25 protein-coding genes and 1 riboswitch are annotated in these 25,789 nt (G+C 68.9%); of the genes, 9 read left to right on the top strand and 16 right to left on the bottom strand.

What is annotated here, in order from left to right; all coding sequences use genetic code 11:
* Positions 1-48: 48 nt before the first annotated feature.
* From GC106_RS36245 to ligD, 6 genes are all read right to left on the bottom strand, one after another.
* The gene (locus GC106_RS36245) at positions 49-2,439 is read right to left on the bottom strand and encodes an ATP-binding cassette domain-containing protein (protein WP_173139961.1); all 2,391 of its coding nucleotides are present in this window, start codon (positions 2,437-2,439) and stop codon (positions 49-51) included.
* Positions 2,440-2,474: 35 nt separating this feature from the next.
* Complete coding sequence (locus GC106_RS36240) at positions 2,475-2,894, bottom strand: VOC family protein (protein WP_173139960.1); 420 nt, start codon at positions 2,892-2,894, stop codon at positions 2,475-2,477.
* A gap of 10 nt (positions 2,895-2,904) precedes the next feature.
* Entirely contained in the window at positions 2,905-3,348 is a 444-nt protein-coding gene (locus GC106_RS36235) for a helix-turn-helix transcriptional regulator (protein ID WP_173139959.1), read from the bottom strand.
* Between the two features lie 54 nt (positions 3,349-3,402).
* A complete protein-coding gene (locus GC106_RS36230; protein WP_217281408.1) occupies positions 3,403-3,732 on the bottom strand; it encodes a hypothetical protein in 330 nt (109 codons plus the stop codon).
* Entirely contained in the window at positions 3,729-4,028 is a 300-nt protein-coding gene (locus tag GC106_RS36225) for a hypothetical protein (protein WP_173139958.1), read from the bottom strand. The genes GC106_RS36230 and GC106_RS36225 overlap by 4 nt, the downstream gene beginning before the upstream one ends.
* Before the next feature lie 86 nt (positions 4,029-4,114).
* Complete coding sequence (ligD, locus tag GC106_RS36220; RefSeq protein WP_173140093.1) at positions 4,115-6,025, bottom strand: DNA ligase D; 1,911 nt, start codon at positions 6,023-6,025, stop codon at positions 4,115-4,117.
* Between the two features lie 233 nt (positions 6,026-6,258).
* On the opposite strand from ligD, the gene GC106_RS36215 reads away from it, so the two are divergent.
* Positions 6,259-8,511: a sensor histidine kinase gene (locus tag GC106_RS36215; RefSeq protein WP_173139957.1), complete on the top strand. Its 2,253-nt coding sequence runs from the start codon at positions 6,259-6,261 to the stop codon at positions 8,509-8,511.
* Here the strand turns inward: GC106_RS36215 and GC106_RS36210 are convergent.
* The 9 genes from GC106_RS36210 to GC106_RS36170 all read right to left on the bottom strand — a co-directional run bounded on the left by GC106_RS36210 (position 8,441) and on the right by GC106_RS36170 (position 17,574).
* Positions 8,441-9,616 (bottom strand): Cmx/CmrA family chloramphenicol efflux MFS transporter, encoded by a 1,176-nt coding sequence (locus tag GC106_RS36210; protein WP_173139956.1) that lies wholly within the window; start codon positions 9,614-9,616, stop codon positions 8,441-8,443. The two genes, GC106_RS36215 and GC106_RS36210, sit on opposite strands and share 71 nt — an antisense overlap.
* Positions 9,617-9,840: 224 nt before the next feature.
* The gene (locus tag GC106_RS36205; RefSeq protein WP_173139955.1) at positions 9,841-11,184 is read right to left on the bottom strand and encodes a DUF6297 family protein; all 1,344 of its coding nucleotides are present in this window, start codon (positions 11,182-11,184) and stop codon (positions 9,841-9,843) included.
* On the bottom strand, positions 11,184-11,807 hold the full coding sequence (ccmA, locus tag GC106_RS36200) for a heme ABC exporter ATP-binding protein CcmA (protein WP_312873166.1): 624 nt from the start codon (positions 11,805-11,807) through the stop codon (positions 11,184-11,186). Before ccmA ends, GC106_RS36205 begins: the two co-directional genes overlap by 1 nt.
* 46 nt (positions 11,808-11,853) lie before the next feature.
* Complete coding sequence (locus tag GC106_RS36195; protein ID WP_173139953.1) at positions 11,854-12,816, bottom strand: glycine betaine ABC transporter substrate-binding protein; 963 nt, start codon at positions 12,814-12,816, stop codon at positions 11,854-11,856.
* Entirely contained in the window at positions 12,813-13,523 is a 711-nt protein-coding gene (locus GC106_RS36190; protein WP_173140091.1) for an ABC transporter permease, read from the bottom strand. The genes GC106_RS36195 and GC106_RS36190 overlap by 4 nt, the downstream gene beginning before the upstream one ends.
* Before the next feature lie 38 nt (positions 13,524-13,561).
* On the bottom strand, positions 13,562-14,659 hold the full coding sequence (locus GC106_RS36185) for an ABC transporter ATP-binding protein (RefSeq protein WP_173139951.1): 1,098 nt from the start codon (positions 14,657-14,659) through the stop codon (positions 13,562-13,564).
* Complete coding sequence (locus GC106_RS36180) at positions 14,649-15,299, bottom strand: ABC transporter permease (RefSeq protein ID WP_173139941.1); 651 nt, start codon at positions 15,297-15,299, stop codon at positions 14,649-14,651. The genes GC106_RS36185 and GC106_RS36180 overlap by 11 nt, the downstream gene beginning before the upstream one ends.
* Positions 15,300-15,469: 170 nt before the next feature.
* A complete protein-coding gene (locus tag GC106_RS36175; RefSeq protein WP_173139939.1) occupies positions 15,470-16,276 on the bottom strand; it encodes a TIGR03619 family F420-dependent LLM class oxidoreductase in 807 nt (268 codons plus the stop codon).
* Between the two features lie 188 nt (positions 16,277-16,464).
* Positions 16,465-17,574 (bottom strand): hypothetical protein, encoded by a 1,110-nt coding sequence (locus GC106_RS36170; protein WP_173139937.1) that lies wholly within the window; start codon positions 17,572-17,574, stop codon positions 16,465-16,467.
* A 97-nt stretch (positions 17,575-17,671) separates the two neighbouring features.
* Between GC106_RS36170 and GC106_RS36165 the strand changes: the two genes are divergently transcribed.
* From GC106_RS36165 to GC106_RS36150, 4 genes are all read left to right on the top strand, one after another.
* Entirely contained in the window at positions 17,672-19,330 is a 1,659-nt protein-coding gene (locus tag GC106_RS36165) for a hypothetical protein (protein WP_173139935.1), read from the top strand.
* A gap of 199 nt (positions 19,331-19,529) precedes the next feature.
* Positions 19,530-20,711, top strand: coding sequence for an LLM class flavin-dependent oxidoreductase (locus GC106_RS36160; protein ID WP_173139934.1), 1,182 nt, complete (start codon positions 19,530-19,532; stop codon positions 20,709-20,711).
* Positions 20,711-21,148 carry a MarR family winged helix-turn-helix transcriptional regulator gene (locus GC106_RS36155; RefSeq protein WP_173139932.1) on the top strand — a complete coding sequence of 146 codons (438 nt, stop codon included), beginning with the start codon at positions 20,711-20,713 and terminating at the stop codon, positions 21,146-21,148. The genes GC106_RS36160 and GC106_RS36155 overlap by 1 nt, the downstream gene beginning before the upstream one ends.
* A complete protein-coding gene (locus GC106_RS36150; protein ID WP_246367589.1) occupies positions 21,148-21,828 on the top strand; it encodes a CE1759 family FMN reductase in 681 nt (226 codons plus the stop codon). The genes GC106_RS36155 and GC106_RS36150 overlap by 1 nt, the downstream gene beginning before the upstream one ends.
* Positions 21,829-21,873: 45 nt before the next feature.
* Here GC106_RS36150 and GC106_RS36145 read toward each other — a convergent pair whose 3' ends face one another.
* A complete protein-coding gene (locus tag GC106_RS36145; RefSeq protein WP_173139928.1) occupies positions 21,874-22,221 on the bottom strand; it encodes a nuclear transport factor 2 family protein in 348 nt (115 codons plus the stop codon).
* A 121-nt stretch (positions 22,222-22,342) separates the two neighbouring features.
* On the opposite strand from GC106_RS36145, the gene GC106_RS36140 reads away from it, so the two are divergent.
* From GC106_RS36140 to GC106_RS36125, 4 genes are all read left to right on the top strand, one after another.
* Positions 22,343-22,819, top strand: coding sequence for a nitroreductase family deazaflavin-dependent oxidoreductase (locus GC106_RS36140; RefSeq protein WP_173139926.1), 477 nt, complete (start codon positions 22,343-22,345; stop codon positions 22,817-22,819).
* Positions 22,820-22,839: 20 nt separating this feature from the next.
* Positions 22,840-22,943: riboswitch (cobalamin riboswitch) on the top strand.
* Entirely contained in the window at positions 22,903-23,952 is a 1,050-nt protein-coding gene (locus GC106_RS36135) for an ABC transporter substrate-binding protein (protein ID WP_446684954.1), read from the top strand. (Overlaps the previous riboswitch by 41 nt.)
* The gene (locus GC106_RS36130; protein WP_312873164.1) at positions 23,949-24,992 is read left to right on the top strand and encodes a FecCD family ABC transporter permease; all 1,044 of its coding nucleotides are present in this window, start codon (positions 23,949-23,951) and stop codon (positions 24,990-24,992) included. The genes GC106_RS36135 and GC106_RS36130 overlap by 4 nt, the downstream gene beginning before the upstream one ends.
* Positions 24,989-25,750 carry an ABC transporter ATP-binding protein gene (locus GC106_RS36125; protein ID WP_173139922.1) on the top strand — a complete coding sequence of 254 codons (762 nt, stop codon included), beginning with the start codon at positions 24,989-24,991 and terminating at the stop codon, positions 25,748-25,750. Before GC106_RS36130 ends, GC106_RS36125 begins: the two co-directional genes overlap by 4 nt.
* Positions 25,751-25,789 lie beyond the last annotated feature (39 nt).

Genomic DNA, 25,789 nt, shown 5'->3' with positions numbered 1-25,789 from the left:
AAGCCCCGTCCCACCACCCGTTTCCGTGGCGCCGCGATGGACGGGCCGTCAGCCGCCGACGTAGCCGGCGAGATGCTGACCGGTCAGAGTGGACCGGGCGGCGACCAGGTCCGCGGGCGTGCCCTCGAAGACGATCCGGCCGCCGTCGTGGCCGGCGCCGGGGCCGAGGTCGATGATCCAGTCGGCGTGCGCCATCACGGCCTGGTGGTGCTCGATCACGATGACCGACTTGCCGGAGTCGACCAACCGGTCGAGCAGGCCGAGCAGTTGCTCGACGTCCGCGAGGTGCAGGCCGGTTGTCGGTTCGTCGAGGACGTAGATGTCGCCCTTGTCGGCCATCTGCGCCGCCAGCTTGAGCCGTTGGCGCTCGCCGCCGGACAGGGTGGTCAGCGGTTGGCCGAGGGTGAGGTAGCCGAGGCCGACGTCGGCGAGGCGGTCGAGGATCTTGTGGGCGGCCGGTGTCCGGGCCTCGCCTTCGCTGAAGTACTCCAGCGCCTCGATCACCGGCATCGAGAGCACTTCGCTGATGTCACGGTCACCCAGCTTGTACTCCAGCACCGCCGGTTGGAACCGCTTGCCCTCGCAGTCCTCGCAAGTGGACTCGACGGTGGCCATCACGCCGAGCTCGGTGTAGATCACGCCCGCGCCGTTGCAGGTGGGGCACGCGCCCTCGGAGTTCGAACTGAACAGCGCCGGTTTCACGCCGTTGGCCTTGGCGAACGCCTTGCGGATCGGGTCCAGCAGCCCGGTGTACGTCGCCGGGTTGCTGCGCCGGGAACCCCGGATCGCGCCCTGGTCGATCACCACCACGCCGTGCTGATCCGCGACCGAGCCGTGGATCAGCGAGCTCTTGCCTGAGCCCGCCACGCCGGTGACGACGACCAGCACGCCGAGCGGGATGTCGACGTCGACGTCCTGAAGGTTGTGGGCGTCGGCACCCCGCACCTTCAGCACGCCGGACGACGCCCGGACCGACGGCTTCAGGGACGCGCGGTCGTCCAGGTGCTTCCCGGTGAGCGTGCCGCTGGTGCGCAACCCGTCCACAGTGCCCTCGAACACCACCTCGCCACCGGCGGTACCGGCGCCCGGGCCCAGATCGACGACGTGGTCGGCGATCGCGATCGCCTCCGGCTTGTGCTCCACCACGAGCACGGTGTTTCCCTTGTCCCGCAACTGGAGCAGCAGGTTGTTCATCCGCTCGATGTCATGCGGGTGCAGGCCGATCGTGGGCTCGTCGAAGACATAGGTGACGTCGGTGAGCGACGAGCCGAGATGACGGATCATCTTGGTGCGCTGCGCCTCGCCACCGGACAGCGTGCCCGCGGGCCGGTCGAGCGACAGATAACCTAGCCCGATCTCCGTGAACGAGTCGAGCAGGTGCTGCAGCTTGGCGAGCAGCGGCGCCACCGACGGTTCCTTGACGCTCCTGACCCAGCCGGCCAGGTCGCTGATCTGCATCGCGCAGACGTCGGCGATGTTCTTCCCCTTGATCTTCGACGACAGCGCCTCTTTGCTCAGCCGCGTGCCGCCGCAGTCCGGGCAGGTCGTGAACGTCGCCGCGCGCTCGACGAAGGCCCGGATGTGCGGCTGCAACGAGTCGATGTCCTTGGACAGGTACGACTTCTGGATCTGCGGGATCAGACCGGCGTACGTCAGGTTGGTGCCGTCGATCTTGATCCTGGTCGGTTCCTTGTACAGCAGGTCGTGCAGTTCCCGCTTGGTGAACTTGCGGATCGGCTTGTCCGGGTCGAAGTAACCGCAGCCACGGTAGATGCGGCCGTACCAGCCGTCCATGCTGTAGCCGGGAATCGTGAGCGCGCCTTCGTTGAGGGACTTGCTGTCGTCGTACAGCGCGGTCAGGTCGATGTCGTTGACCGAGCCCATGCCCTCGCAGCGCGGGCACATCCCGCCGAGACGGAAGAAGGTCGCCTTCTCCGCCTTGGTCTTGCCGCCGCGTTCGACGGTGATGGCGCCGCTGGCCTTCACCGAGGGGACGTTGAAGGAGTACGCGTTGGGCGAGCCGATGTGTGGCTTGCCCAACCGGCTGAAGAGGATGCGCAGCATCGCGTTGGCGTCGGTGGCGGTGCCCACTGTGGAGCGTGGGTTGGCGCCCATCCGCTCCTGGTCGACGATGATCGCCGTCGTCAGGCCTTCCAGCAGGTCGACGTCCGGCCGTGCCAGCGACGGCATGAAGCCCTGCACGAAGGCGCTGTACGTCTCGTTGATCATCCGCTGCGACTCCGCGGCGATCGTCGAGAACACCAGCGAGCTCTTGCCCGAGCCGGAGACACCGGTGAACGCGGTCAGCCTGCGCTTCGGGATCTCGACGCTGACGTCCTTGAGGTTGTTCTCGCGCGCACCCTGCACGCGGATCAGGTCATGGCTGTCGGCGGCGTGCGGCGCAGGCGGCCGCGTGGCCGCCTTCTTGGGCTTGCTCATCGTGTCTCCTTCTTCGTCCCCCTCGTCGCGGCGGCTCAGCCGGCCTGCTGAATACGGAGGAGGTTGCCTGCGGGGTCGCGGAACGCGCAGTCCCGGATGCCGTACGGCTGGTCGGTCGGTTCCTGGACCACCTCGGCGCCGTTGGCCTGCAGCCGCTCGAAGGTGGCGTCGACGTCCTCGGTGGCCAGGTTGACGCCCGCGAACGTGCCCTTGGCCATCATCTGCTCGATCATGCTGCGCTCGTCGTCGGTGATGCCGGGGTCGGCGGCGGGCGGCTGCAGGACGATGGAGGTGCCGGGCTGGCCGGGCGGTCCGACGGTGATCCAGCGCATCCCGTCGTACCCGACGTCGCCGCGGACCTCGAAACCGAGGACGTCGCGGTAGAACGCCAGCGCCGCGTCCGGGTCGTTGTGGGGCAGGTACGCCTGGGCAATGGTGATGTCGGTGCTGTTCATGGCGGCCACCCTAGGTGCGGGCGGATGGCCGCGCTTCTCGATTCCTGATCGGTCTGGTGACCTTCTTGGCGTCGCACGGCGGCATGCCCGCGGTCGCGTGCACCGCCTGCTCGCGGTAGCAACTGGGCGGCATGCCGACCAGTTCGGTGAAGCGGGTGCTGAACGTGCCCAGCGAGGAGCAGCCGACCGCGAAACACACCTCGGTGACGCTCATGTCGCCCCGCCGCAATAACGCCATCGCACGCTCGATGCGACGCGTCATGAGGTAGCCGTACGGCGACTCGCCGTAGGCACGCTTGAACTCACGGCTGAGGTGCCCGGCGGACATGTGCACGCCGCAGGCGAGCGCCTGGACGTCCAGCGGCTGCGCGTACTCGCGGTCGATCCGGTCACGCACGCGGCGCAGCAGCGCGAGGTCTCGCAGGTTCTGCGGTGTGGCGGGTTTGCTCGTCACGTGGCGATGGTGCCACACCGTCAGATCCCGCGGAGGGGCGTTGACTGGCCGTAGTCAGGCGGTTTCGCGCTTGCTGAGCGCGTAGCCCGGGATGAGCTGGTCGCGCAGTTCGAGCTTCTGCTGGCGGCCGTCGGCGAACGGGATGGCGTAGTTGACCACGCCGAGCCAGTCGCCTTTGACGGTGCGCCACCACCCGGAGACGTGGCCGTGCACCCGCCCGGTCATGTCGAGACCGTCCGCGACGGTGTGCACAGGCACGTCCGCGCTACGGACGTAGATGGCGTCGAGCTGCACCCACGCGGGCGTCACGATGGGTTGCCAACCGTGTAAGGCGTCGCCGCTGAAACGGGTGTACGGGCTGTTGATCACGGGATTGTTGGTCATGGTGCCGTCCGCAGCAAGGAGTGGTAGGGCTGGTCGTCGAACTCCGCGGAGAGTGCCTTGCGGCCGTGGGTGGTCAGCGACCACGTGTGGTCCACGATGGACTGGCCGGCGCACGACCGGCACGTGACGTGCAGGATGGTGCCGGTTTCGTAGATGCGGCACCCGTCGGTCGACAGGACGTGCCTGCCGCTGGGGCACCGGGTGGGGATGACGACTTGAAGCCCGTGCGCGGTGGTGCGGTACCGGGCCTGACCGTGCGGACGAGGAGCGTTGTTGCTGGTCATGGGGGTCGTCATGACCATGGATCGTAACGCCATTCGAACATATATTCGAGTCGGGCCGGTGTGTCGTGACCGGCCCGCTGGCCGATCGGCGTGTCGTGTCAGGGTAGCGGAGCGCGGGCCGCACTCAGGTCGGCGAAGAGGTCACCCAGCGTGTCGACCCGCTCCAGGACCTCGTCCGCGGTGAACGTCAGCGTGTCCCCGTTCTCGATCTCGGTCCACGTCAACGGGGTGGCCACGGTCGGCGTGCGGCGGCCGCGCAACGAGTACGGCGTGATGGTCGTCTTGGCCGGGTTGTTCTGGCTCCAGTCGATGAGGATTCGACCCTGCCTCAAGGACTTGGTCATCTTGGCGGTGACGTGGCCCGGTGTCTCGCGCGCGAGCCGCTCCGCGAGCGTCTTGGCGTAGGCGGACGGCGCGGCCGGGGAGTCGGTGTGGATGCCCGCGTACAGCTGCATGCCCTTGGAACCGGAGGTCGTGGCGAACGGCGTGAGACCGTCCGCGACGAGGATGTCACGCAGCCGCAGGGCAACGGCCGCGCAGTCGGCGATGGTGGTGCCCTCACCGGGATCGAGGTCGAAGACCAGCCGGTCGGGCAGGCCGCGTGTGCCGTCCGGGGTGACCGTCCACTGTGGTACGTGCAGCTCCAGCGCGGCGAGGTTGGCGGCCCACACCAGGGCGGGCAGATCGTCGATCAGCGGATAGTTGATCGTGTCACCGCCGCCGCGCGAGCCGCTGCCGGTCAGGGGCACCGTGCGCAGCCACGGGGGAGCGCCGCGGGCGGCGTTCTTCTCGAAGAACTGCTCACCGTCGACCCCGTCGGGGTAACGGATGAACGTCACCGGCCGGCCGGCCAGATGCGGCAGCAGGACCGGGGCGACCCGGGTGTAGTAGCTGATCACCTGGGCCTTGGTGAACCCGGTCGGATACAGCGGCTTGTCCAGGTTGGACAGCCGCATCCGGCGGTCGCCGACGCGGACGGTCACCCGTTGGGGTGGATCGGGGTCGCGCGGCTGGGCGCGCGGGGCGACGACTTCGTCAGGCGTGCGGTCGTGGCGCAGGCCGCGCCAGCTGGTGTGCCGCAACCGTCCGTCGCCGCGCGTGAACTGCCGGTACTCGACCTCGCCGACCAGCATCGGTTCGACCCAGCGTGCCCGCGCGACGTCCTCGCGCGGCGGAGTGGTGGCGAACGGGTGCGTGCGCCGTTCGAGTTGCTGCAACTGGGCTTTCAGGTCGTCGCGTTCCCGGTGGGAGAAGCCCGTGCCGACGTCGCCCAGGTACACCAGGTCGCCGGTGGCCGGGTCGTGCCCGCCGAGCAGCAGCCCGCCCAGGGTGTTGTCGAAGCCGCGCTGGCCGGGCCGCCAGCCGCAGATGATCACTTCCTGGGTGTGCGTGAGGGCGTGCTTGAGCCAGGCGTCGGTGCGGCGGCCGGGCACGTACGGCGCGGTGCGGTGCTTGGCGATCAGGCCTTCCTGGCCTTCCCGCGCGACCCGGTCCAGCAGTTGCGCCGGGGTGAGCCGGTCGGCGGAGAGCTGCTCGAACGTCACGGCGGGCACGATCGAGACGAGGTACGGGTCGGGCATGGGGATCTGGGTCAGCAGGGCGCGGCGCTGCTCGTACGGCTCGTCGAGCAGACCGCGGCCGCCGAGCTGGAGCAGGTCGAACACCAGATACCGGACCGGCAGGTCCTCGAACCGCTCGCCCGCCCGCAGTCCGTTCGCGTGCTTGCGATAACGGCCGCGCCGGTCCTGCATCAGCCCGAAATCGACCAGGCCCTCCTGGTTGTAGACCACGATCTCGCCGTCGAGCACGGCGGCACGCCCGTCCAGCGCCTCGTCGAGGACGCCGACGAGGTCGAGGAACTCGTCGGTGAAGTCGATACCGTTGCGGCTGGTGAGGATCGTGGTGCCGTCCGGGGCGACGCGCATCGCGGCCCGGTAGCCGTCCATTTTGTACTCGTACACCCACTCGGGACCGCTGCGCAGGCGCCCGCCGTCGGGCTTGGCCAGCATCGGCTCGACCCAGGCAGGCACCTGAGCCGGATCCCCGGTCGCTGATCGAGCCACGTGCAGACGGTAACTCGAATGGCCTAGAGCCGCCGGGTTATCCCAGGTAAATGGTGGTTTTGGCGGCCGGTCGGCGGCCGGGAGGGTCCGCTCGGAGCAAGGCTCGGCTCCGGATGACGGATGTGGTACGCCACCGCCCGGTTCTACAGTGGACGCCGGACGGCGTGGGGCGGAACTCGGTGGCGACAGCTGAAGCGGTGCGGGGCTCGGCGGAGCGTGCGCTGCTTCGGCAGGGCATGCGGTACGCCCTCTGGTTGCGGCTGGTCCTGGTCGCCGTGTCCAGCCTGGCTTCGCTTTTCCTCGCGTCCGCGCCGAACCAGGCCGTCACGGTCGCCGTTGTGCTCGGGCTCAACGCGTGGAACGTCCTGTACGCCTTCCTGAGGCTCCGGGGCACCGGGCCGTGGGTGATCCTCGTCGACGTCGCCGTGATCAGCGGCGTGTGCCTGAGCCAGGTCTGGACGGTCACGTCCGATCCACGCGCCGGTGGGACCTGGGTGCTCATCGCGATGGCGATCACGCTGATCACGTACCCCTGGCTGGTCGGCGGACGAGCGCTTGCCGTGATGACCGTGGTCGTCGTCGGCCTGCACTACGCCGGTACGTGGCTGGCCGATCCCGGCGGCTGGCTGGTCAGCGAAGCGGTCGTGGTGTGGACGGCGGCGGAAGTCCTGCTGTCGTGGGGTCTCTACCGGTTCGTCCGGCGCAGTGCCCATGCGGCGGACCGGATCGTCGAACGTGAGGAGAACGCGCGCCGGGAAGCCGCCGTCGCCGGTGCGCGACGTGCGGACGAGCGGGAGTACCTGGCTGCCTTGCACGACACCGCGTCGGCCACGCTGCTGATGGTCGGCGCCGGGGTGGTCGCGGGACGGCAACGGTGGCTGGCCGATCAGGCGAAGCGGGATCTGCGGGAGATCAGCGAGCCGGAGGTGGCGCCGACGGCCGACGTGAACCTGCTCGATCTGCTGCGTGAGGTGGCCGGGCACACGCCGCTGCGGATCTCCTGGCGTGGCGCGGAATCCGTCCGGTTGCCCGCCGTCGACGCCGTGTTGCTCAGCCGGGGTGTCCGTGAGGCGCTCACGAACGTCGTCCGGCACGCCGGCACCGATGCGGCCGAAGTCCACGTCAGGCTCGGAGACGACGCCGTCACGGTGGAAGTCGTCGACAGCGGCAAGGGATTCGCCGCCGACCAGGTCCCTGACCACCGGTACGGCGTGACGCGGTCGCTCGTGGAGCGGATGAGCCGGGCGGGCGGCAGCGCGGAGGTCGTCAGCCGTCCCGGCTCGGGCACCACCGTCCGGATGACGTGCCCGCTGCGGCGCACGGAACCCGCCGACGACGACGCGAAGATGATCGGCACGTCGTTCCAGCGGGGCCTGCGGTGGGGCGTCGTGGTGATGAGCCTGGCGATCCTGCTGTTCCTCGACCTGCCCCGGCTGCTGGCCAGCCGGGACGCGTACCTGGCGCTGTGGCCGCAGTACGTCACCTGGCTGGGCCTGCTCGGCGTGACACTGGTGGTCGCCGGGGCGACCTGGCGGAACAAGCCACTCGGCCGCTGGCGGTGGCCGTTGGTGGCTGTGGTGTTCGCGTTGTCCGTGCTCGGTGCCGTGTCCGTACGGCCGGAGTACCGGCTCGGGCCCGCGCACTGGTCCGAAGGCGACGCCGGGTGGCAGGTGGTGCTGCTCATGCTGGACAGCAGGGTGGTCGTGTTCGCCGTCGTGCTCGTCGCGCAGTACCTGATGACGTTCGGGCTCGCCGCGTTGGCCGGACAGGCGGCGTTGACGGTCGCGGGCGTCGTGAACGCGACCTGGGCCGTGCTCACCTACCAGTTGGCGATCGCCATGATCGCCGCGGTGCTGCGCGAGCTGGCGGTCACGTCGGCGAAGGTGGCCAGGGCCGAGGAACAGTTGCGCACGGCTGAGGCCGTCGCCCAGCAGCTGCATCAGGACCGCAAGCGGCGGTACGCGGAACTGGGGCAGACGACGGTACCGCTGTTACAGGGACTGGCGTCGGGTGATCTGGACCCGGCGGCGGAGCCGGTACGGCGGTCGTGTGCCGTGGAGGCGGCGAGAATGCGCCGCCTGTTCGCCGAAGGGTCCACAGTGGCTGATCCGCTGCTGCACGAACTGCGGGCGTGCATTGAAACGGCTGAACGTCTTGGCGTGCCGGTGTCCTTCGCCGAGCGGGGGAGCAGGCCGCGGTTGCCCGCGCAGGTTCGCAGGCGCCTGACCGAACCCACCATCGCGGCATTGTCGACCGCGCGGGGCAAGGCTCGGGTGACCGTCGCCGGTAACTCGGAGACGGTCACCGTCAGCGTCATCGCCGAATGCGAGCCGCCACCGTCCACAGTGGACAGTGACGGCGTCAGTGTTTCCGTTCTGCGGAACGGTGCCCGGTGGTGGATCCAAGCGACATGGCGATCGCACCCAGAATGAGCACGACAGCCACCAATGCCGCGCTGACCACCAGCGACGAACGGAATCCCCAGCCCGCGCCGATGGCGATCCCGCCGAGGACGGGACCCGCGGCCGCGCCGACGTTGAAAGCCGCGGTGGCGAATCCACCGGCCAGCGTGGGCGCGTCCGCCGCCGTGTAGAGCACCTGCGTGATCAGCGTCGAGCCGACAGCGAACGAAAGCACGCCCTGCACGAACACGAGCACCAGAGCGGCGATCGGATTGCCCGCTGTGAAGGCGAACAGCAGCCAACCGGCCAACAACGCCGTGGAACCAACGGCGATGACCTGAGTCGCACGGGTGTCGGCCAGCCTGCCGCCCAGTGTGACGCCGGCGAACGAACCGATGCCGAACAACGCCAACGACACAGGCACCCAGGCCGTGCCGAGACCGGCCACAGTGGTCATTACCGGTGCCAGGTAAGTGAACGTGCAGAACGTCGCACCGTTGACCAAGGCGCCCAGCAGCAACGTGACGAGCGAACGTGGCGTTCGCAACGCCCGCAACTCATGCCGGGCGCTCGGCGCCGACGGATCGGTGGGCGTCGCGGGCACGGCACGGAGAATCGCGATCACCGCGGGGGCGGAGATGATCGCGACGCCCCAGAAAGCCGAGCGCCAGCCCCAGATGCCGGCGAGCACGGCCCCGAGCGGGACCCCGGCGACGCAGGCGAGTGTCACGCCGCTCAGCAGCACCGAAGTAGCCCGGCCTTTGGCGTGGGGACCGGCCAGGCTCGCCGCGGTCGTCAGGCCGGCGGCCAGGAATCCCGCGTTCGCCAGTGCGGCGATCACGCGCGTGACGAACAGGACTTCGAAGCTGGTGGTGATCGCGCCGACCACATGCGCCAGCAGGAAGGTGGTCAGGAAGGCCAGCAGGGCGCGACGGCGTGGCCACCGCATGCCTGCCAGCGCGGCCAATGGCGCGCCGACGACCATGCCGATGGCGAACGCCGAGGTCAGGGTCCCGGCCGCGGGAACGGAGACGTGCAGGTCGGTGGCGATGCCCGGGAGCAGACCGGACAGCATGAATTCGGACGTTCCCTGGGCGAACACGGCCAGCGCGAGAACGTAGACGGCAAAAGGCATGAACAGGCTCCACACACGACATCACGGACAGGAAACGTGACGCGGTGGCCCGATGGCGGGTGATCAGGCCGGGCGATTACGCCGGGTGTTGACACAGCAGCCACCGGACGACCGGTGGCCTGCCTCTGTCTGCCTCGGGGCTGAGCACGTCGCGGACCCTAGCAACACCGTGGCCGCCGCGTCCAGCCACTTCCCGGCCTGCCGGATCGTCGGCCGCGCCCGGTTCACAGGTACAGCTGCACGGCGGCGATGAACAGCAGCAGCAGCGGGCCTCGGACCAGTTGGCGGATCAGGTCGGGCTGGACCATGCCGAACGGGGTGTCCACGGCGGCCCCGGAGTAGTCGGTCGGCGGCTGGGTCGCCCGGCGGTACGCGAAACCCACCGCGCCGACGGGCACGATGAGCGACGCGACCACGAAACCCGTGGCGGGGCTCGTGATCAGCGTCCACGCCACGGCTGACACCACCGGTGCGACGAGATGGACCAGACGCAGGCCCGCGTCGCTGCCGCCGAGGTTGCGGCGCAGTACCGCGGACCGGCCGATGTCGCGCAGGCCGGCGGCGAACGGGCTGACCGCGATCGTGCACATCACCAGTTGAACCGTGGGGACAAAAGCTTGCGGCAGCAGGCGATCCGCGGCGTACGGCGTGAGCAACAGACCGGCCCAGACCAGGAACGCTGTCCGGTTACGGGACAGCCGGCGGATGTCGGCGAACAACATTGCCTGGTAACCAGTTCCGCGGATCGGCCGGCTGGCGACCCGGCCGATCCGGCGCCACTTGCGAGCCGCGGCGATGCTGGTGAACATCGAGATGTCCAGCCAGCTGACCGAGACCCGGGTCGCGGTCAGGATCTCCGTGCCACTCGTGAGCGCGGCGCGGTCCAGCGTGCCGAGCGTCCGGTAGGCCTGGATGACCGCGATGACAGGAAAAATCACGACCGCGGCGACCACAACGGGAAGGTCGATGACCGGCGGCGTGACGAACACCGCGGCGGCGACCGTCAGGACGCCCACCGTTGTGAGCACAGTGGACACATCGCGGCCTTCGTTCCGGTTCGCCTGGAACAGAACACACAGCGCGACGATTCCGGCCGTCATGCCCGCGCCGAGAGACGTGCTCAGCAGTTTGCCGGCCGAATCCGCGCGCAGCAGAGCCGACGACGCCAGCCCGAACAGGCCACCGGCGACCGCGGCGGTCACGACCGTCCACCAGAACCTGCGGCTGAGCAAGGACTGGCGCCGCAACGGGGTGGCCAGCAGCCAGAACTGGAACGGGCCACCGGCGACGACCGGGCCGAAGACCAGCGACGCCCGGATCAGCAGCCCCAGCCCGAGCACCGCGCAGCCCACGAACAGCCATTGGGCGACCGGCAGGTTCGGCGGCACCGGCCCGGCAGGCGGCACGGCGATCATCCGGCGCACCGCCTGCACCAGAATCCCGCCGTAGATCAGGATTCCGAGCAGGACCAGGTAGACGTTGTCGCTGCGTTCCCGCCGGGCCTGCACCGGCCGCGACCGCAGCCGTGCCGCCCTCATCTCCCGGCGGATCGCCCGGACCGTGCTCATCAACCCAGCTCGATCCGCGTGTCCGCGACCGCCTCGACCAGGTCCGGATCGTGCGAGGCGAGCAGGATCGCGCACCCTTCGGCCTTCTCGTCCCGCAACTTCTCCGTCAGCCACGCCCGGCCGGCGACGTCCAGCCGCTGCTCCGGCTCGTCCAGCACCAGCAGCCTGCGTGGCCGCACCAGGCACGCGCCGAGCGTGAACCGCCTGCGCTGTCCGCTGGACAGCGTGGCGGGCAACTGGTCCCGCTGGTCCCGTAAGTCCAGTTCGGACAGCACTTCCTCGACGACCGGGCCTGGTTCGGCGACCCCGTGTGCCCGGGCCAGCAGCTCCAAGTGCTCGACGACGGACAGCTCGGCGAAGAAGTCCGCGTCGTCCAGCGCGCAGGCCATCGCCGCCCGCACGTCCGGGTCGCTTTCGGCGAGGTGCTCGCCCTCGAACAGCACGTCGCCCTCGTCCGGGATGTCCGCGCCGACCACACACCGCAGCAACGTCGTCTTGCCGGAGCCGTTCGGCCCGGTCAACGCCACCGCCTGGCCACCGCTGAGATCGAACGAGACGGCGTCGAGCACCACCAGGTCGTCGAACCGCCGGGTCAGCCCTTGGACTTCGAGCAGAGGTCGCACTCCGCCCAACATACCGTGGACCGGCTGGGAACGATCTCGGGTTTCGTCACCGCTCGGTGACGAAACCCTCACGGACCAGCCAGTCCCTGGCCACGACGGCGGGGTCACGCCCGTCGACGTCGACCTCCGCGTTGAGCTTGCGGATGGTGTTGTTGTCCAGCTTGGCGATGATCGGCGCCATCACCTGGGCGACCTGCGGGTGCGCTTCGTTGAAGTCCTTGCGCAGGGTGACAGTGGCGTTGTACTGAGGGAAGAACTTCTTGTCGTCCTCCAGCACGACCAGGTTCAGCGCCAGAATCCGGCCGTCGGTGGTGAACACCTCGCCGAAGTTGCAGTTCCCGGTCGACGTGGCGGTGTAGATCGTGCCCGTGCCGAAGACCTTCACCTGCACGGCGCGCGGGTCGAAACCGTACGTCGTGGCCACGCCGGGAAAGCCGTCCTGGCGGCTGACGAACTCGGTCTCCAGGCAGAACACGGCCTTCGACGGATCTTTCGTGATCAGCTCGACCATGTCGCTCGTGGTCTTCAGACCGTGCGTACGGGCGAACTCCGCGGTGACCGCGAAGGCGTACGTGTTGTTCACGGCCGAGTACGGCAGCCACACGACACCGTTCTGGGCGAGATCGGCGTCCCGGACCGCTTCGTACTGGCCACGTTCGTCCGGGATCGGCTCGGTGTTGCCGAGGTAGGAGATCCAGCCCGTCCCGGTGTAGTCCCACGACAGGTCGATGTCGCCGCTCAGCAACGCCTGCCGCGCGCTGTTGGACCCCTGGATGTTGGTCATGTCGCGCACGTCGGCACCCGCGGCGGTCAACGCCACTTCCGAGATGTAGCCGAAGATGTGGCTCTCGGTGAAGTCCTTCGACCCGACCGCTATGTCCACACCGGACAACTCGGGGACCGGCCTGATCGAGCCGGGGCCGACCTCGAAGGGCAGCGTGTACGTGGTTTCCAGGCCGCAGCCGGTGAGCAGCCCGGCCGTGGCCACCAGAGCGACCAGACGTTTCACCGCAATCCCTTCGGTCCGAGGTACGTCTCCGCGACGGTGCCCAGCCAGTCCACGAGCAGCGCCAGCGCGACGGCGAGAACGGCGCCGGTGATCAGCACCGTCAGCCGGGAGAGCTTGTAGCCGGTGTCGATGAGCAGCCCGAGCCCGCCGCCGTTGACGAACACCGCGAGCGTGGCGACACCGACCGCGTGCACCAGGGCGGTTCGCAGACCGGCCAGGATGAGCGGGACCGCGAGGGGCAGCTCGATCCGGCGCAGCACGGCGAACGCCGACATGCCGATCCCGCGTCCCGCGTCGACCAGCGCCGGGTCGATCTGCTGCAGACCGACCATGGTGTTGCGCAGCACGGGAAGCAGCGTGTAGAAGGTGATCGGCAGCGCGGCCGCCCACAGGCCTTCCCAGCCGGACAACAGGAAGAACAGCACGAGCACGCCGATCGCGGGCGAAGCCTGGCCGATGGTCGCGATCGCCAGGAACACGGGCGCCGCGGGCCGGGCCCACCGCCTGGTCAGCACGATGCCCAGCGGCACCGCGATGATCAGCACGAGTGCCGTCACCACGACGCTGATCACCAGGTGGTCCCACACGGCGTCGAGCAGGACCGGGCCGTTGATGCTCTGCCGTTCGATCGCGTCCAGATCACGCGTGAACGCCCACGCCAGCACCGCCGCGACCAGCACGACGACCGCGATCGGCTGGGCGAACATCCGCAGGCCGGTCGCCCGCTTCGTCTCCGCGGCCGCGGTCACGCGTTCTCCCGCAGCTCACGAACACTGGCCATCACGGTGTCGATGTCGACGAGACCCACGTACTCGCCGCGGGCACCGGTGACGACCGCGTTGCCGCCGTCGGTGAGGATCGCCTCCAGCGCGTCCTGCAGCGTGGACTCCCGCGACACCATGTCCCGGATCGGCCGCCGCATCCGCGGTTCACGAACATGCACCCACGCGACCGGCCGCCGCCGCGTGTCGAGCATCAGGGCGAAGCTCGCGCCGGCCTCCTGCAGGCTTCGCCGGATGTCGGCCGGTTCGTCCGAAGTGGACACGGTGACGGCCGCCTGGCTCAGTTGGACGTCCCGGACGCGCCGCAGGGTCAGCTGTTTCAGGGAAGCGCCCGCGCCGACGAACCCGGCGACCGTGTCGTCGGCCGGATTGGCCAGCACCGCTTCCGGTGTGTCGTACTGCAGAATCCTGGACTGGTCGCCGAGCACCGCGATCCGGTCGCCGAGCTTGACCGCCTCGTCGAAGTCGTGGGTGACGAACACGATCGTCTTGTGCAGCTCGGCCTGCAGCCGCATCAGTTCGTCCTGCAGGTTGCCCCGGGTGATCGGGTCGACCGCGCCGAACGGTTCGTCCATCAGCAGAACCGGCGGGTCGGCGGCCAACGCCCGTGCCACGCCGACACGCTGCTGCTGGCCGCCGGACAGCTGGCGGGGGAAGCGGTCACGGAACTCGGCCGGGTCGAGGCCGACGAGGTCGAGCATCTCCTCGACCCGGTCGGCGACCTTGCCGCGGTCCCAGCCCAGCAGGCCCGGCACGACGCCGACGTTCTGCGCCACGGTCATGTGCGGGAACAGCCCGGCCTGCTGGATGGCGTACCCGATCTTGCGCCGCAGCTGGTCCGGGTCGAGCTTCGAGGTGTCCTCGCCGCCGATGGTGATCAGGCCGGACGTCGGCTCGATCAGCCGGTTGATCATCCGCATGGTGGTCGTCTTGCCGCAGCCGGACGGGCCGACGAAGACCACGATCTGGCCCGCCGGGATGGTGATCGAGAAGTTGTCGACGGCGGGTGGCCTGCGGCCGTACCGCTTGGTCACCTCGGTCAACTGGATCTCACTGGCCACGGAGCCCCCTGGATGTGGTGTAACGGCCGATCAGCACGAAGATGCCGTCGAGGATCAGGGCGAGCACCACGATGCCCACCGTGCCCGCGATCGCCTGGTTGGTGGCGTTGGCGCTGCCCGCCCTGGTCAGTCCGGCGAAGATCTCCACGCCGAGCCCCGGTCCCCGCGCGTACGCCGCGATCGCGGCGATGCCCATCAGCATCTGCGTGGCGACCCGCATGCCCGCCAGGATCGCCGGCCACGCCAGCCGCAGCTCGATGCGCGTGAGCACACCGAGCCGGTTCATCCCGATCCCGCGGGCCGCGTCGGTGACCGCACCGTCCACACCGGCCAGGCCGACGATGGTGTTGCGGACGATCGGCAACAGCCCGTACAGCACGAGGGCGGCGACCGTCGGTGGTGCGCCGAGCCCGAGGACGGGGATCAGCAGGCCCAGCAGGGCGAACGACGGGATCGTGAGGATCGCGCTGGTGAGGGCGGTCGCGACGGCCGAGCCGAACGGGCTGCGGTACACCGCGATGCCCACGGTCACGCCGACGATCGCGGCCAGGATCGTGCACTGCACCACCGCGCTGACGTGCAACAACGACTCGCTCAGCAGTCTGCTCCAGCGGTCGCTGACGAACTCCCAGAAGCTCACGGCCCTCCCCGAGGTCCCTTGAAGATGCGACAAGGTCCCCGTGTGGACGTGGCGCTAAACATCGTAGTCCGAAGAGGAGCGAAGACGTGACCTATTCCACAGTGGACCACGGGATGTCCGGTCTTATGCGCTGTGGCATATGTATCCGGCCGTGTACTGGCAGTGACGGCTCACGCGAACTGTTCGACGAACCGTGTCATCCGGTCGGCGAACCCGTCCGCACCGCCGAACCACACCGCGACCGCGGCGGCCCCGGCCTCGGCGAACGCGTGCGTCTGCTCGACCGCCTTGCCCAGCCCCACCCGATCGCCGTTCCACGCGACCCGGACCGTCGGCCGGACCTCCCGGTCGGACAGGCCGCGCAGCCGGGCCAGGCGTTCGGCGAAGCCCGCGGGGTTCACCCCGACTGCCTGCCACTCGTCGGCCAAGGCGGCCGCACGGCGCAGCGCGGCGTCGCTCGTGCCGCCGACCATGATCGGGATGGGCCGCCGGGGGCGGGGCTGGAAAACACCGGTCTGGTAGCCGTAGTACCGGCCCTGGAAGGGGCCGCTGCCACCGAAGAGGTGCCGCAGCAGCGCGATCGCCTCGTCGGTCCGGGCGGCCCTGGTCCGGTAGTCCGCTCCGACAGCCGCGAATTCCTGTGCGTCCCAACCGATGCCGACACCGAGCGTGAGCCGCCCGCCGGAGATGACGTCCACAGTGGCCGCTTGCTTGGCCACCACGAACGGGTTGCGCATCGGCAGGATCAGCACTGAGGTGCCGAGACGGATCGTGGTCGTGTGCGCGGCCAGGTACGTCAACGTGACCAACGGCTCGTAGACACCGCCGTAGGTACTGCCGTACGGGGCCGGCGGCAGCAGGTGATCCGGCAGCCACGCTGCGCGATACCCGGCCTTCTCCGCGGTCGTGGCCAGCTCGGCGATCCGCTGCGGTCGCAGCGAGGGCGACTCGTTGGGCAACACGACTTGCAGCTCCATGATTCCTGCGACAGTACCCCGCGACTCCCAGTGCAGGACACGCTCACCGTGTGCAGCAGGTGCCCAGGTTGCTTACGGTCGTTCGCTGGTCCGCGAAACGCTCGGCGTGACAGTCGTGACCAGTCCGCGCGGCTGATCATTCCAATGTGGGCACTCGAACCGTACGGGCCGAGGTGAGGTACCTGGGGTCAGTCGGCGACCAGATGCCAGGGCTGGCCGTGTTCGGTGGTGATGGCGATGACGAGCCGTCCGGAGACGTGCGCTGACAGTGTGTCGTCGTCGTACTGGTACGCCGGTCGCAGCCGGGCGCTGACCTCGGGCGCCGGTGGCCTTTCGAGCACACCCAGCAGGAACGACCCCGACGGCGCGCCGAGCAGGTCGAGGGGCGTCCACGCGCCGCGGAGGGGCACGTCACCGACCTTCATCCCCGGATCGGGAGCGGTCGCGTACAGCTGGTCGGCGACGTCCTCGACGCGCCGGCCGACGCGCAGCGCGAGTTCGCGGGGCGAGCCCCGGTCGAAGTCCCGTTTGCCGACGCGCCGGGCCGGGCCGGCCGGGGTCTCCTGGCCGGCCGCGGGCGCGTCGAGCCGCTCCTGGTCGAACAGGTCGGTCTGGGTCGGCATCGGGGACGGCAGCGGCTGGCCGATCGGGCCGGCCATCCCCGGCAGCCGCCCCGATCGGGTGAAAAGGTCGACGGTCACGCCGGAGCCGGTGGCGTACGCCCACGACATCGCGAACGGGTACGTGCCGTGGTGCTGTGACCAGGGCAGGAGGCTGTTGAGGCGGTCGCGTTGCGGCACGGTCACGCGCGTCGGCGGCGCTTCCGAACGGCCGCGTGCCTCCCCGGCCAAGGTCAGGTTCGGCATGTCGAACAGCAGGTCGGGCCGGGTCCTGGTGGCGCTGACGTGCCCGGCCAGCGCGGTGGGCAACGCGCCGACATGGGCGTCCGGGTCCTGCCAGTGGTACGCGGCCTGCACGGTCGCGCTGAGCATGCCGAGCCCGATGCACTCGCTGACGAACCGGCGGATGTGCGCGGAGCTGGCCCGGAACGGATCTTCGCGCAGGCGCAGCGGCTGGCCGGGCTCGCTGTCGAGATAGCACAGCACCAGCCGCAGCTCGTGCTGTCGCGTCTCGTACCTGGCCGGTGGCACGAGGGCGTTCACGCCGACCACGTAGCTCAGATCGATCGGCAGCAGCCGGTCGGCGGCGACCCGGTGGATGCCGTCCACCTCGGGGTGCGGATCGACATGCGCCCGCCGTTGGGTCCAGGCGAACTGCCGCAAGGTGATCCAGGCCATCAGCGCAGGTTAACCACATCGGCCACCGGGAGAAAACCGCAAGACGGGTCCGCTCTCATGGTCACGCTGAAGTGGACAGGAGGCATGATCGATGCGGGTGCGGGTTCTGGTACTGGTGGTGGTGGCCGGGCTGCTGGCCGGTTGCGACGACAAGGCACCGGACGTCTACACCCCCGCGGCGCCTGAGCAGGCGAACCCCGCGCTGGCCGAGCGGTTCGCGCCGCTGGTCTTCCTGGCCGAGGGCGAACCGAACCTGCCGATGGACGCCACGCACTACGTCGGCAAGTCGTCGTTGTGGTTCGACGACGGATGTGATGACAGCGACGACAGGCTGGTGGCCGAGAAGATCGACCTGCGGCGACTGTCCGGCAAGACCGGCGCCTACGAGCAGCAGGCGAACTGCTCCAAGTCACGAAAGGTGACCGACGGACCGGACGGCTTCCCCGAGAAGAGCGGGTTCTACCTCAGGCCGCCCGAGTCCGCTCGCCAGGGCGAAGGGACACAGGCGCCGGTCTACTGGGAGTACCACGTGGATTCCGGCCGGGCCGCGTACGTCTACTGGTTCTTCTACGGCTACAACGACCTGACAGCGGGCAACAAGCACGAAGGCGACTGGGAACGCGTCGCCGTCCAGGTGAACGGCACCACGCCGGTCGGGGTCACCTTCTTCAAGCACGGCGGCGACCCGTGCATGGTGCCCTGGCAGGACACGCAGCTGGGCAAGAACGGGGACCATCCGCAGGTCTACGCCGCCAAGGGGTCGCACGGGTCGTACTCCAGCCCGGGCAACGAGTACCTCGCGGGTGCCGCCTTCGACCGCAGTTCGGCAGGCAGCCAGTGGAACACCTGGGCCACGCTGCGCCAGGCCGACCGGGAGCCCTGGTGGGGCTACCGCGGCACGTGGGGCTCGCCGAGTTCGCTGCCGGTGTCCGGGTTCGACGGTCCGGCCGGGCCCGGTCCCGGGCGGCTGCTGAAGAACGTCCTGACCGACAAGGTCTGCGAGGTGTCACAGCGGACCATCACGTCGCAACTGCCGGACGCGTTCGTCGGCGAGTGGGAGACGCGCGAGCCCGCGACCCAGAAACCGCCGGTGACGCCGTACCACATCCGCGCCAGCCTGCGGAAGGACAGGAGCACGGTCCACTACCGCACGACATGGACCGAGCCGGACCCGAAACTCGACTGCCAGGGCACGTGGTCGGTCACGGCCGCGCTGCAGATGGCCGTCGCGGTGCACGAGAAGATCACCGGCACGTCGCGGGGAAAGTGCGTCATCGAGGGATCGATCCGGCTGACGATCGAGGGGGACGCGGTGGGCGTGCTGTACGACAGCGGCTCCTTCGAGATGCAGGCCAAGCTGTACCGGCGCACCCGGACCGATCCGCCGCCACCTGCCGATGTGCCCGCCGACACGACCGAGGCGGCCTTGAAACGGTTCGAGCAGTACCTGCACGCGGTGGGCAACGAGGACCTCGGCACGGTCTGTGAGATCGCCGGGCCGGCCGCCAGGAAGGCCGAGGCACAGGGCTTCGGCACGTGCAGGCAGACGATGCCGGTGATGTTCCGGATGCTCTCGCCCGCGCAGAAGACCGCCCTGCGAACGGCCACAGTGGACACCAGGCAGATCACCGCGAGACCCGGCACGGTCGAGGTGCCCACGAAGGCCATCCTCGCCGGCGACGTCAGGTTCTCGTCGTCCACCCTCGGCGACTGCACCCTGACGTTCATGAACGGGCAGTGGTTCGTCACCGACTGACCGCCAGGGCCGGACGCCGCCAGCAAGTAACCGCTCGCCCGAATGCCCGCCGGACCGGCTGGTCCGGCGGGCACTCGCATGGCCGGGCTCACACGACCGGCGGGAAACAATCCGCCGCCCGGCCGGGTTCAAGTAGATGCAAATGCATATACTTCGCTGGACGGTGACCCCGGGTACAGCGGGGACGTGAGGAGGAGCCATGCAGTTCGGAGTGTTCTCGGTCAGCGACATCACGCGTGACCCGGTGTCCGGCGAGACCCCGAGCGAGGCCGAGCGGATCGACGCCATCGTGCGCATCGCCCAGAAGACCGAGGAGGTCGGGCTCGACGTGTTCGCCATCGGTGAGCACCACAACCCGCCGTTCTTCTCGTCCTCGCCGACGACCTTGCTGGCGCACATCGCGGCGACCACCAAGCGGCTGATCGTCACCACGGCGACCACGCTGATCACCACCAACGACCCGGTGCGCATCGCCGAGGAGTACGCGATGCTCCAGCACCTGTCCAAGGGCCGCGTCGACCTGATGCTCGGCCGGGGCAACACCGCGCCGGTCTACCCGTGGTTCGGCCAGGACATCCGGCACGGCCTGCCGCTGGCGCTGGAGAACTACAACCTGCTGCACCGGTTGTGGCGGGAGGACGTGGTCGACTGGGAAGGCAAGTTCCGCACGCCGCTGCAGGGCTTCACCTCGGTCCCGCGCCCGCTGGACGACGTGCCGCCGTTCGTGTGGCACGGCTCGATCCGCACGCCCGAGATCGCCGAGCAGGCCGCGTTCTACGGCAACGGCTTCTTCGCCAACCACATCTTCTGGCCGAAGGAGCACTACATCCGGCTCATCAACTTCTACCGGCAGCGCTACGCGCACTACGGCCACGGCAGTGAGAAGCAGGCCATCGTCGGCCTCGGCGGGCAGGCGTTCCTCGCCCGGAACTCGCAGGACGCGAAGGACCAGTTCCGGCCGTACTTCAACGAGGCACCCGTCTACGGGCACGGCCCGAAGATGGAGGACTTCATGGAGATGACGCCGCTGTCGGTGGGCAGCCCGCAGGAGGTCATCGACAAGACGCTGACCTTCCGCGAGTACTTCGGCGACTACCAGCGTCAGCTGTGGCTGATGGACCACGCCGGTCTGCCGCTCAAGACCGTGCTCAACCAGCTGGACCTGCTCGGTGAGGAGGTCGTGCCGGTGCTGCGCAAGGAGCTCGAGGCCAAGCGTGACCCGGAGGTCCCGGACGCGCCGACGCACGCCAGCCTGGTGAAGGCGAAGTACGGCGACACCCCGCCGCGTCAGCCGCGCCCGAACGCCAACCGCGGTGACAACGTGACCGGTGCCTCGCCGTACCAGGACAGCGAGCTCGAAGCCAGCTACCCGAGCCTGTGATGGCGAACGGTACCCGGCTGGCCAACACCGCGTGGGAGTCGTTGATGTCGGCCCACGCGGTGTTGATGCGGCAGTTCGCCGCGCAGGACATCTGGCGTGAACTGTCGATGCGCGAGTACGACGTGCTCTACCAGTTGTCGAAGTGCCCCGAGCCGCAGCGGATCGGCGAGCTGCACAAGCACCTGCTGCTCAGCCAGCCCGCGCTGTCGCGGATGGTCGACCGGCTGGTCGAGCGGGGCTTCGTCGAACGGCTGGCCGCCCCGGAGGACGGCCGTGGCGTCCGGCTCGCGCTGACCGACACCGGCCGGGACGTGCAACGCCGGATCGGCCGTCACCACGCTCGTGACGTCGCCCGCGCGGTCTCCGCGCGGCTGGACGCCGACGAACTCAGGCAACTGGAAGCGATCTGCCGCAAACTCGCTTCTCCGGAGGAATGATGACAACGTTCAACCTGGTGGTCGTCTCGGGCGGGACCAGCGACCCGTCGTCGACCCGGCTGCTGGCCGACCGCACCGCGCGACGCGTGAGCGCGCTCGCGAGCCAGCGGGAGCACGCCGTCACGGTGAAGGTCATCGACCTGCGTGAGCTGGCGACCGAGATCACCACGGCCCTGGTGTCGCAGCTGACCGGGCCGAAACTGACCGCGGCGATCACGGCACTCGGCGAGGCCGACGGCATCATCGTCAGCACGCCTGTCTACAAGGCGGGCGCGAGCGGCCTGTTCACCTCGTTCTTCCAAGTGCTGGACAACGACCTGCTGATCGCCAAACCGGTCGTGCTGGCCGCGACCGCCGGAACAGCCCGGCACGCCCTGGTCGTCGACGGCCAGTTGCGCGGCTTGTTCGCGTACATGCGGACCGCCACGGCGCCGACGTCGTTGTTCGCGTCCACTGAGGACTGGAGCGACCCGGCGCTGGCCAAGCGGATCGACCGGGCCGCCTTCGAGCTGTTGCTGTTCATGGAAAGCGGCTTCGCCCAGCAGGTCAGGGGCGAGTCGTGGCAGAGCTACCAGCACGAGTTCGGCAGCGCAGGCGGGACCGAGGTGTCCATCGACCTCGACTCCGACCTGATGCGCCTCGCCGCGGGCGGCTCCGCCACACCCCCTCCCTCCTCGTGAGTGTTTATCAGGGTTAGAACACCGATAAACACTCACGAGGGAGCTTCAGGCGGGGACCTTGTCCAGGAAGCCGTGCACGTGCTTGATCTTGCCGTCGGCCAGCACGATCACGTCGAAGCCGATGACGAGTTGGTCCTCGCCGAGCTCCCAGGTGAACCGGGCGATGTCGTGGTGGCCGTCGACCGGGCCTAGGGTGAAGCGCAGACCGCCGAACTGCTGCTGGACCGCCCCGATCATCTGGTCGATCGCCTCGTGGCCGGCGACGGCGGCGAGCGGGTCGGTGTAGGTGGCGTCCGATGTGTACACCTCTTCGACGATCAGCCTGCGTTTGACCGGGTCCGTCTCGTTCCAGACGTCGATGTACCGCTGTGCGATGCTCTCGTGTTCGTTCATGGCACAAGCATGTCCGTGCCGCGGCGGAGAGTCGATTACGTCGGACGTCATGGCACGCGCTACCGTGTTCCCGGCCGCCGACCACGATGTCCATTGAGGACTGAACGACAGGGATGGGTGCATGCCCGGATTGCGGCGAATGTTCGTCACGCTCGGTAAGACCAAGGCCTGGGCGGCGGTGGGCCGGACGCTCGCGCCGGTCGACCGGTGGCTGGTGCGTCTCACCGGCGGCAAGGTCGGCGTCGGCACCGCCGTGGGGCTGCGGACGCTGCTGCTGACCACAGTCGGCCGTACCAGCGGGCAGAAACGCCAGGTGCCGCTGCTGTACATCGAACGTGACGGGGGTTACGTCGTGATCGGCTCGAACTGGGGCGGTGAACGTCACCCGGCGTGGTCGTCGAACCTGCTCGCCGAGCCAGGCGCGGTGATCACCGTGCGCGGCAGGCAAGTGGCCGTCCGCGGCAGGCTGTTGACGGGCGCGGAACGCCGGCAGACGTGGAATGCTGTGGCGTCGTACTGGCCCGCGTACGACACCTACGCGGAGCGTGCCGATGGCCGGAAAATCCGTGTGTTCCTCCTCGAACCCGTGCGGCACTGATACGGTGTGGCGGCCGGCCCGGCACGGGCCGGTTCCGTGTGGGTACCAGGAAGCCGGTGTGAACCCGGCACGGTCCCGCCACTGTGACCGGTCCCAAGCCAGGGGCCGGGAGTCAGGAACTGCCCCGCACGGACGGCCCCAGCTGGGACGTGGACATCCCGGACGGAGTGGTGATGGTGCGTGCACGGGTTCTGCCCCTGTTAGTGGTTCTGGTCGTTCTGGGCACGAGCGGTTGTGGTGACGGCCGGCCCGCCGCGAGCGGCGCCGGGGTGACCGTCGAGAACTGTGGCAGATCGATCACCTTCGACCAGGCGCCCCAACGCGTCGTCGGCTACTACCAGCACCCGGTCGAGATGATGGTCGCGCTCGGATTGCAGGACAAGCTCGTCGGCCTGGCGTACCCGGACAACGATCCGCTGCCCCGCTATGCCGACGCCTACCGCGCGATCCCGAGGATCTCGGACAAGGACGCGTCCTTCGAGCAGGTTCTCGCGAAGACTCCCGACCTGGTCTACGGCGGTTACCACAGCACTTTCGACGACAAGGAAGGACGTTCCCGCGACGCCTTCGCCAACGCGGGCGTCAAGACCTATCTCAGTCGCGAGGAATGCCTTGACCGCCCGGTCACAATGGACGACCTCTACGAGGAAGTCCGCACTGTCGGCCGGATCTTCCAGGTTCCGGACCGGGCGGACGCCGTGATCGCGGAGATGCGGGACGGCATCACCCAGGCGGCAGAACGGCTTGGCACCGTGGAACCGCTGAAGGTGTTCGTGTTCGACAGCGGCGAGGGCACCGCGTACACCGCCGCGGGAACGGGAATCGGCAACGAGATCATCACACTGGCCGGCGGCCGCAACGTGTTCGCCGACGTCCAACGGGACTGGGCGGACGTGTCCTGGGAACAGGTGCTGCAACGCGCGCCCGACGTGATCGTGATCTACGACTACTACGGCACCCCTGCCGTCGACCAGAAAATCCAGTTCCTGCTCGGCAAACCCGAACTGGCGAACGTACCCGCGATCAAGAACCGCCGGTTCGCCACGTTGACACTGCAGGACACCGTGCTCGGCGTCCGCGCGCCGTACGCGGTCGGGAAACTCGCCGCCCAGTTGCACCCCGAACGCCGGTGAAAAGGGTCTCCTACCCGGCTGTCATCGCGTTCCTGGTCGTGATGCTGGTGATCGCGATGGTCGCCGGGATCGCGGTCGGGTCGGTCGCGATCGAGCCGTGGGACGTGATCACCGCTGTGCTGCACCAGATCGTGCCCGATCTGGTCGCCGCCACCGGCCCGGAGTACGTCGAGACAGTGATCACCACGACGCGTGGGCCGAGAGTCGTTCTCGGTGCGGTGGTCGGTGCGGGGCTGGCCACTGTGGGCATGGTTCTCCAAGCGCTGGTCCGCAATCCCCTTGCGGACCCGTACCTTCTCGGTGTCTCGTCCGGTGCTTCAGTCGGGGCCGTGACGTCCATCCTGTCCGGACTCGCCGTTTTCGGTGCGGCCACGACCTCGGTTCTGGCTTTCGCGGGAGCGCTGGGTTCGCTTCTGGTGGTGTACTTCGTCGCCCGCGCGGGCGGGCGAGTCACGACGATCGGGCTCGTGCTCGCCGGTGTGGCGGTGGCGTACGTACTTTCGGCGTTGACGAGCCTGATGTTGTTGCTTGCCAACAGTGCTCAGCAGTCCCGCCAGATATTGAGCTGGCTGCTCGGCGGGCTTGGCGGCGCCACATGGTCGTCGCTCTGGGTGCCTCTCGTGGCTCTGGGGGCAGGCCTTGGGGTGCTCCTGGCCAACGGTCGTGCGCTCAACCTGCTGTACGCGGGCGAGGACGCGGCGGTCGCGATGGGCTTGGACGTCACCAGGTTCCGGCTGGCGATGTTCGTGATCACGTCGTTGCTGACCGGCGTGTTGGTCGCCGTCAGCGGTCCTATCGGTTTTGTCGGCCTGATCCTGCCGCACGCGGTGCGTCTGGTCGTCGGCAGCGACCATCGCCGTGCGCTTCCCGCCGCGGCGTTGGCAGGCGCGTCCTTCCTTGTCCTCGCGGACATCGCGGCACGGACTGTCGCCTCACCGCAGGAGATTCCGGTCGGCGTCTTCACGGCACTGTGCGGCGGGCCGTTCTTCCTGTGGCTGGTTCGCCGTCAGGCCCGGCGTGGCGTAAGGACGACAGGATGATCACAGTTGATCAGGTCAGTGTGGATCTGGACGGCCGTCGTGTCGTCCAGCAGGTTTCTTTCGAAGCCGGGCCCGGTGAGGTGGTCGGCGTGGTCGGGCCGAACGGATCGGGCAAGTCCACGCTGCTGCGCGCCATGATCGGCATCATCCCGCCGGCGGCCGGGTCGGTTCGCATCGACGGCCGTGACGTCGCCACAACCAAGCCACGCGACCGTGCCCGCGCGCTCGCCGCCGTCCTGCAGGACTCCACCGGGGACTTCGACCTCACCGTGCGGGACGTGGTGATGATGGGTAGAGCTTGCTACAAGCGGGCTTTCGAACGTGACAACTTTCGCGACAGAACGGTTGTGGCGGAGGCTCTGGCCGCGGTCGGTGCGTCGGAACTGGCGCGGCGCCGGTTCGCGTTCCTGTCCGGCGGTGAACGGCAACGAGTCCTGATCGCCCGCGCGATCGCCCAGGAGCCCAGCGTGCTCATCATGGACGAACCGACCAACCACCTCGATCCGCGGCACCAGTTCGACGTGTTGGCATTGCCGCGGAAACTCGGCGTCACCGCCGTGATCGCGTTGCACGACCTGAACCTCGCCGCCCACTACTGTGACCAGATCCACGTGCTGGACCACGGCAGGCAATACCGCTCCGGCACGCCCGGCGAGGTCTTCAGCCCGGACATGCTGGCCGAGGTGTACGGCGTCACCGCGGCCGTGACCTCGCATCCGGTCACCGGACGCCCACACATCGTCCTCGACCCCTCGTGAGTGTTTGTCCGTGTTCTAACCCTGATAAACACTCACGAG

This window comes from Kibdelosporangium persicum (assembly GCF_013280595.1).
Lineage (GTDB): Bacteria > Actinomycetota > Actinomycetes > Mycobacteriales > Pseudonocardiaceae > Kibdelosporangium > Kibdelosporangium persicum.
Note: the sequence above shows the minus strand (reverse complement) of the source record. Positions and strands in the feature narration are given on the sequence as shown.

Bases quoted from the DNA above. Each gene is read 5' to 3' on its own strand.
- GC106_RS36245 (WP_173139961.1), bottom strand. From the start codon at position 2,439: ATGAGCAAGCCCAAGAAGGCGGCCACGCGGCCGCCTGCGCCGCACGCC.
- GC106_RS36240 (WP_173139960.1), bottom strand. From the start codon at position 2,894: ATGAACAGCACCGACATCACCATTGCCCAGGCGTACCTGCCCCACAAC.
- GC106_RS36230 (WP_217281408.1), bottom strand. From the start codon at position 3,732: ATGACCAACAATCCCGTGATCAACAGCCCGTACACCCGTTTCAGCGGC.
- GC106_RS36225 (WP_173139958.1), bottom strand. From the start codon at position 4,028: ATGACGACCCCCATGACCAGCAACAACGCTCCTCGTCCGCACGGTCAG.
- ligD (WP_173140093.1), bottom strand. From the start codon at position 6,025: ATGCTGGCCAAGCCCGACGGCGGGCGCCTGCGCAGCGGTCCCGAGTGG.
- GC106_RS36210 (WP_173139956.1), bottom strand. From the start codon at position 9,616: ATGCCTTTTGCCGTCTACGTTCTCGCGCTGGCCGTGTTCGCCCAGGGA.
- GC106_RS36205 (WP_173139955.1), bottom strand. From the start codon at position 11,184: ATGAGCACGGTCCGGGCGATCCGCCGGGAGATGAGGGCGGCACGGCTG.
- GC106_RS36190 (WP_173140091.1), bottom strand. From the start codon at position 13,523: ATGTTCGCCCAGCCGATCGCGGTCGTCGTGCTGGTCGCGGCGGTGCTG.
- GC106_RS36175 (WP_173139939.1), bottom strand. From the start codon at position 16,276: ATGGAGCTGCAAGTCGTGTTGCCCAACGAGTCGCCCTCGCTGCGACCG.
- GC106_RS36170 (WP_173139937.1), bottom strand. From the start codon at position 17,574: ATGGCCTGGATCACCTTGCGGCAGTTCGCCTGGACCCAACGGCGGGCG.
- GC106_RS36160 (WP_173139934.1), top strand. From the start codon at position 19,530: ATGCAGTTCGGAGTGTTCTCGGTCAGCGACATCACGCGTGACCCGGTG.
- GC106_RS36155 (WP_173139932.1), top strand. From the start codon at position 20,711: ATGGCGAACGGTACCCGGCTGGCCAACACCGCGTGGGAGTCGTTGATG.
- GC106_RS36150 (WP_246367589.1), top strand. From the start codon at position 21,148: ATGACAACGTTCAACCTGGTGGTCGTCTCGGGCGGGACCAGCGACCCG.
- GC106_RS36145 (WP_173139928.1), bottom strand. From the start codon at position 22,221: ATGAACGAACACGAGAGCATCGCACAGCGGTACATCGACGTCTGGAAC.
- GC106_RS36140 (WP_173139926.1), top strand. From the start codon at position 22,343: ATGCCCGGATTGCGGCGAATGTTCGTCACGCTCGGTAAGACCAAGGCC.
- GC106_RS36125 (WP_173139922.1), top strand. From the start codon at position 24,989: ATGATCACAGTTGATCAGGTCAGTGTGGATCTGGACGGCCGTCGTGTC.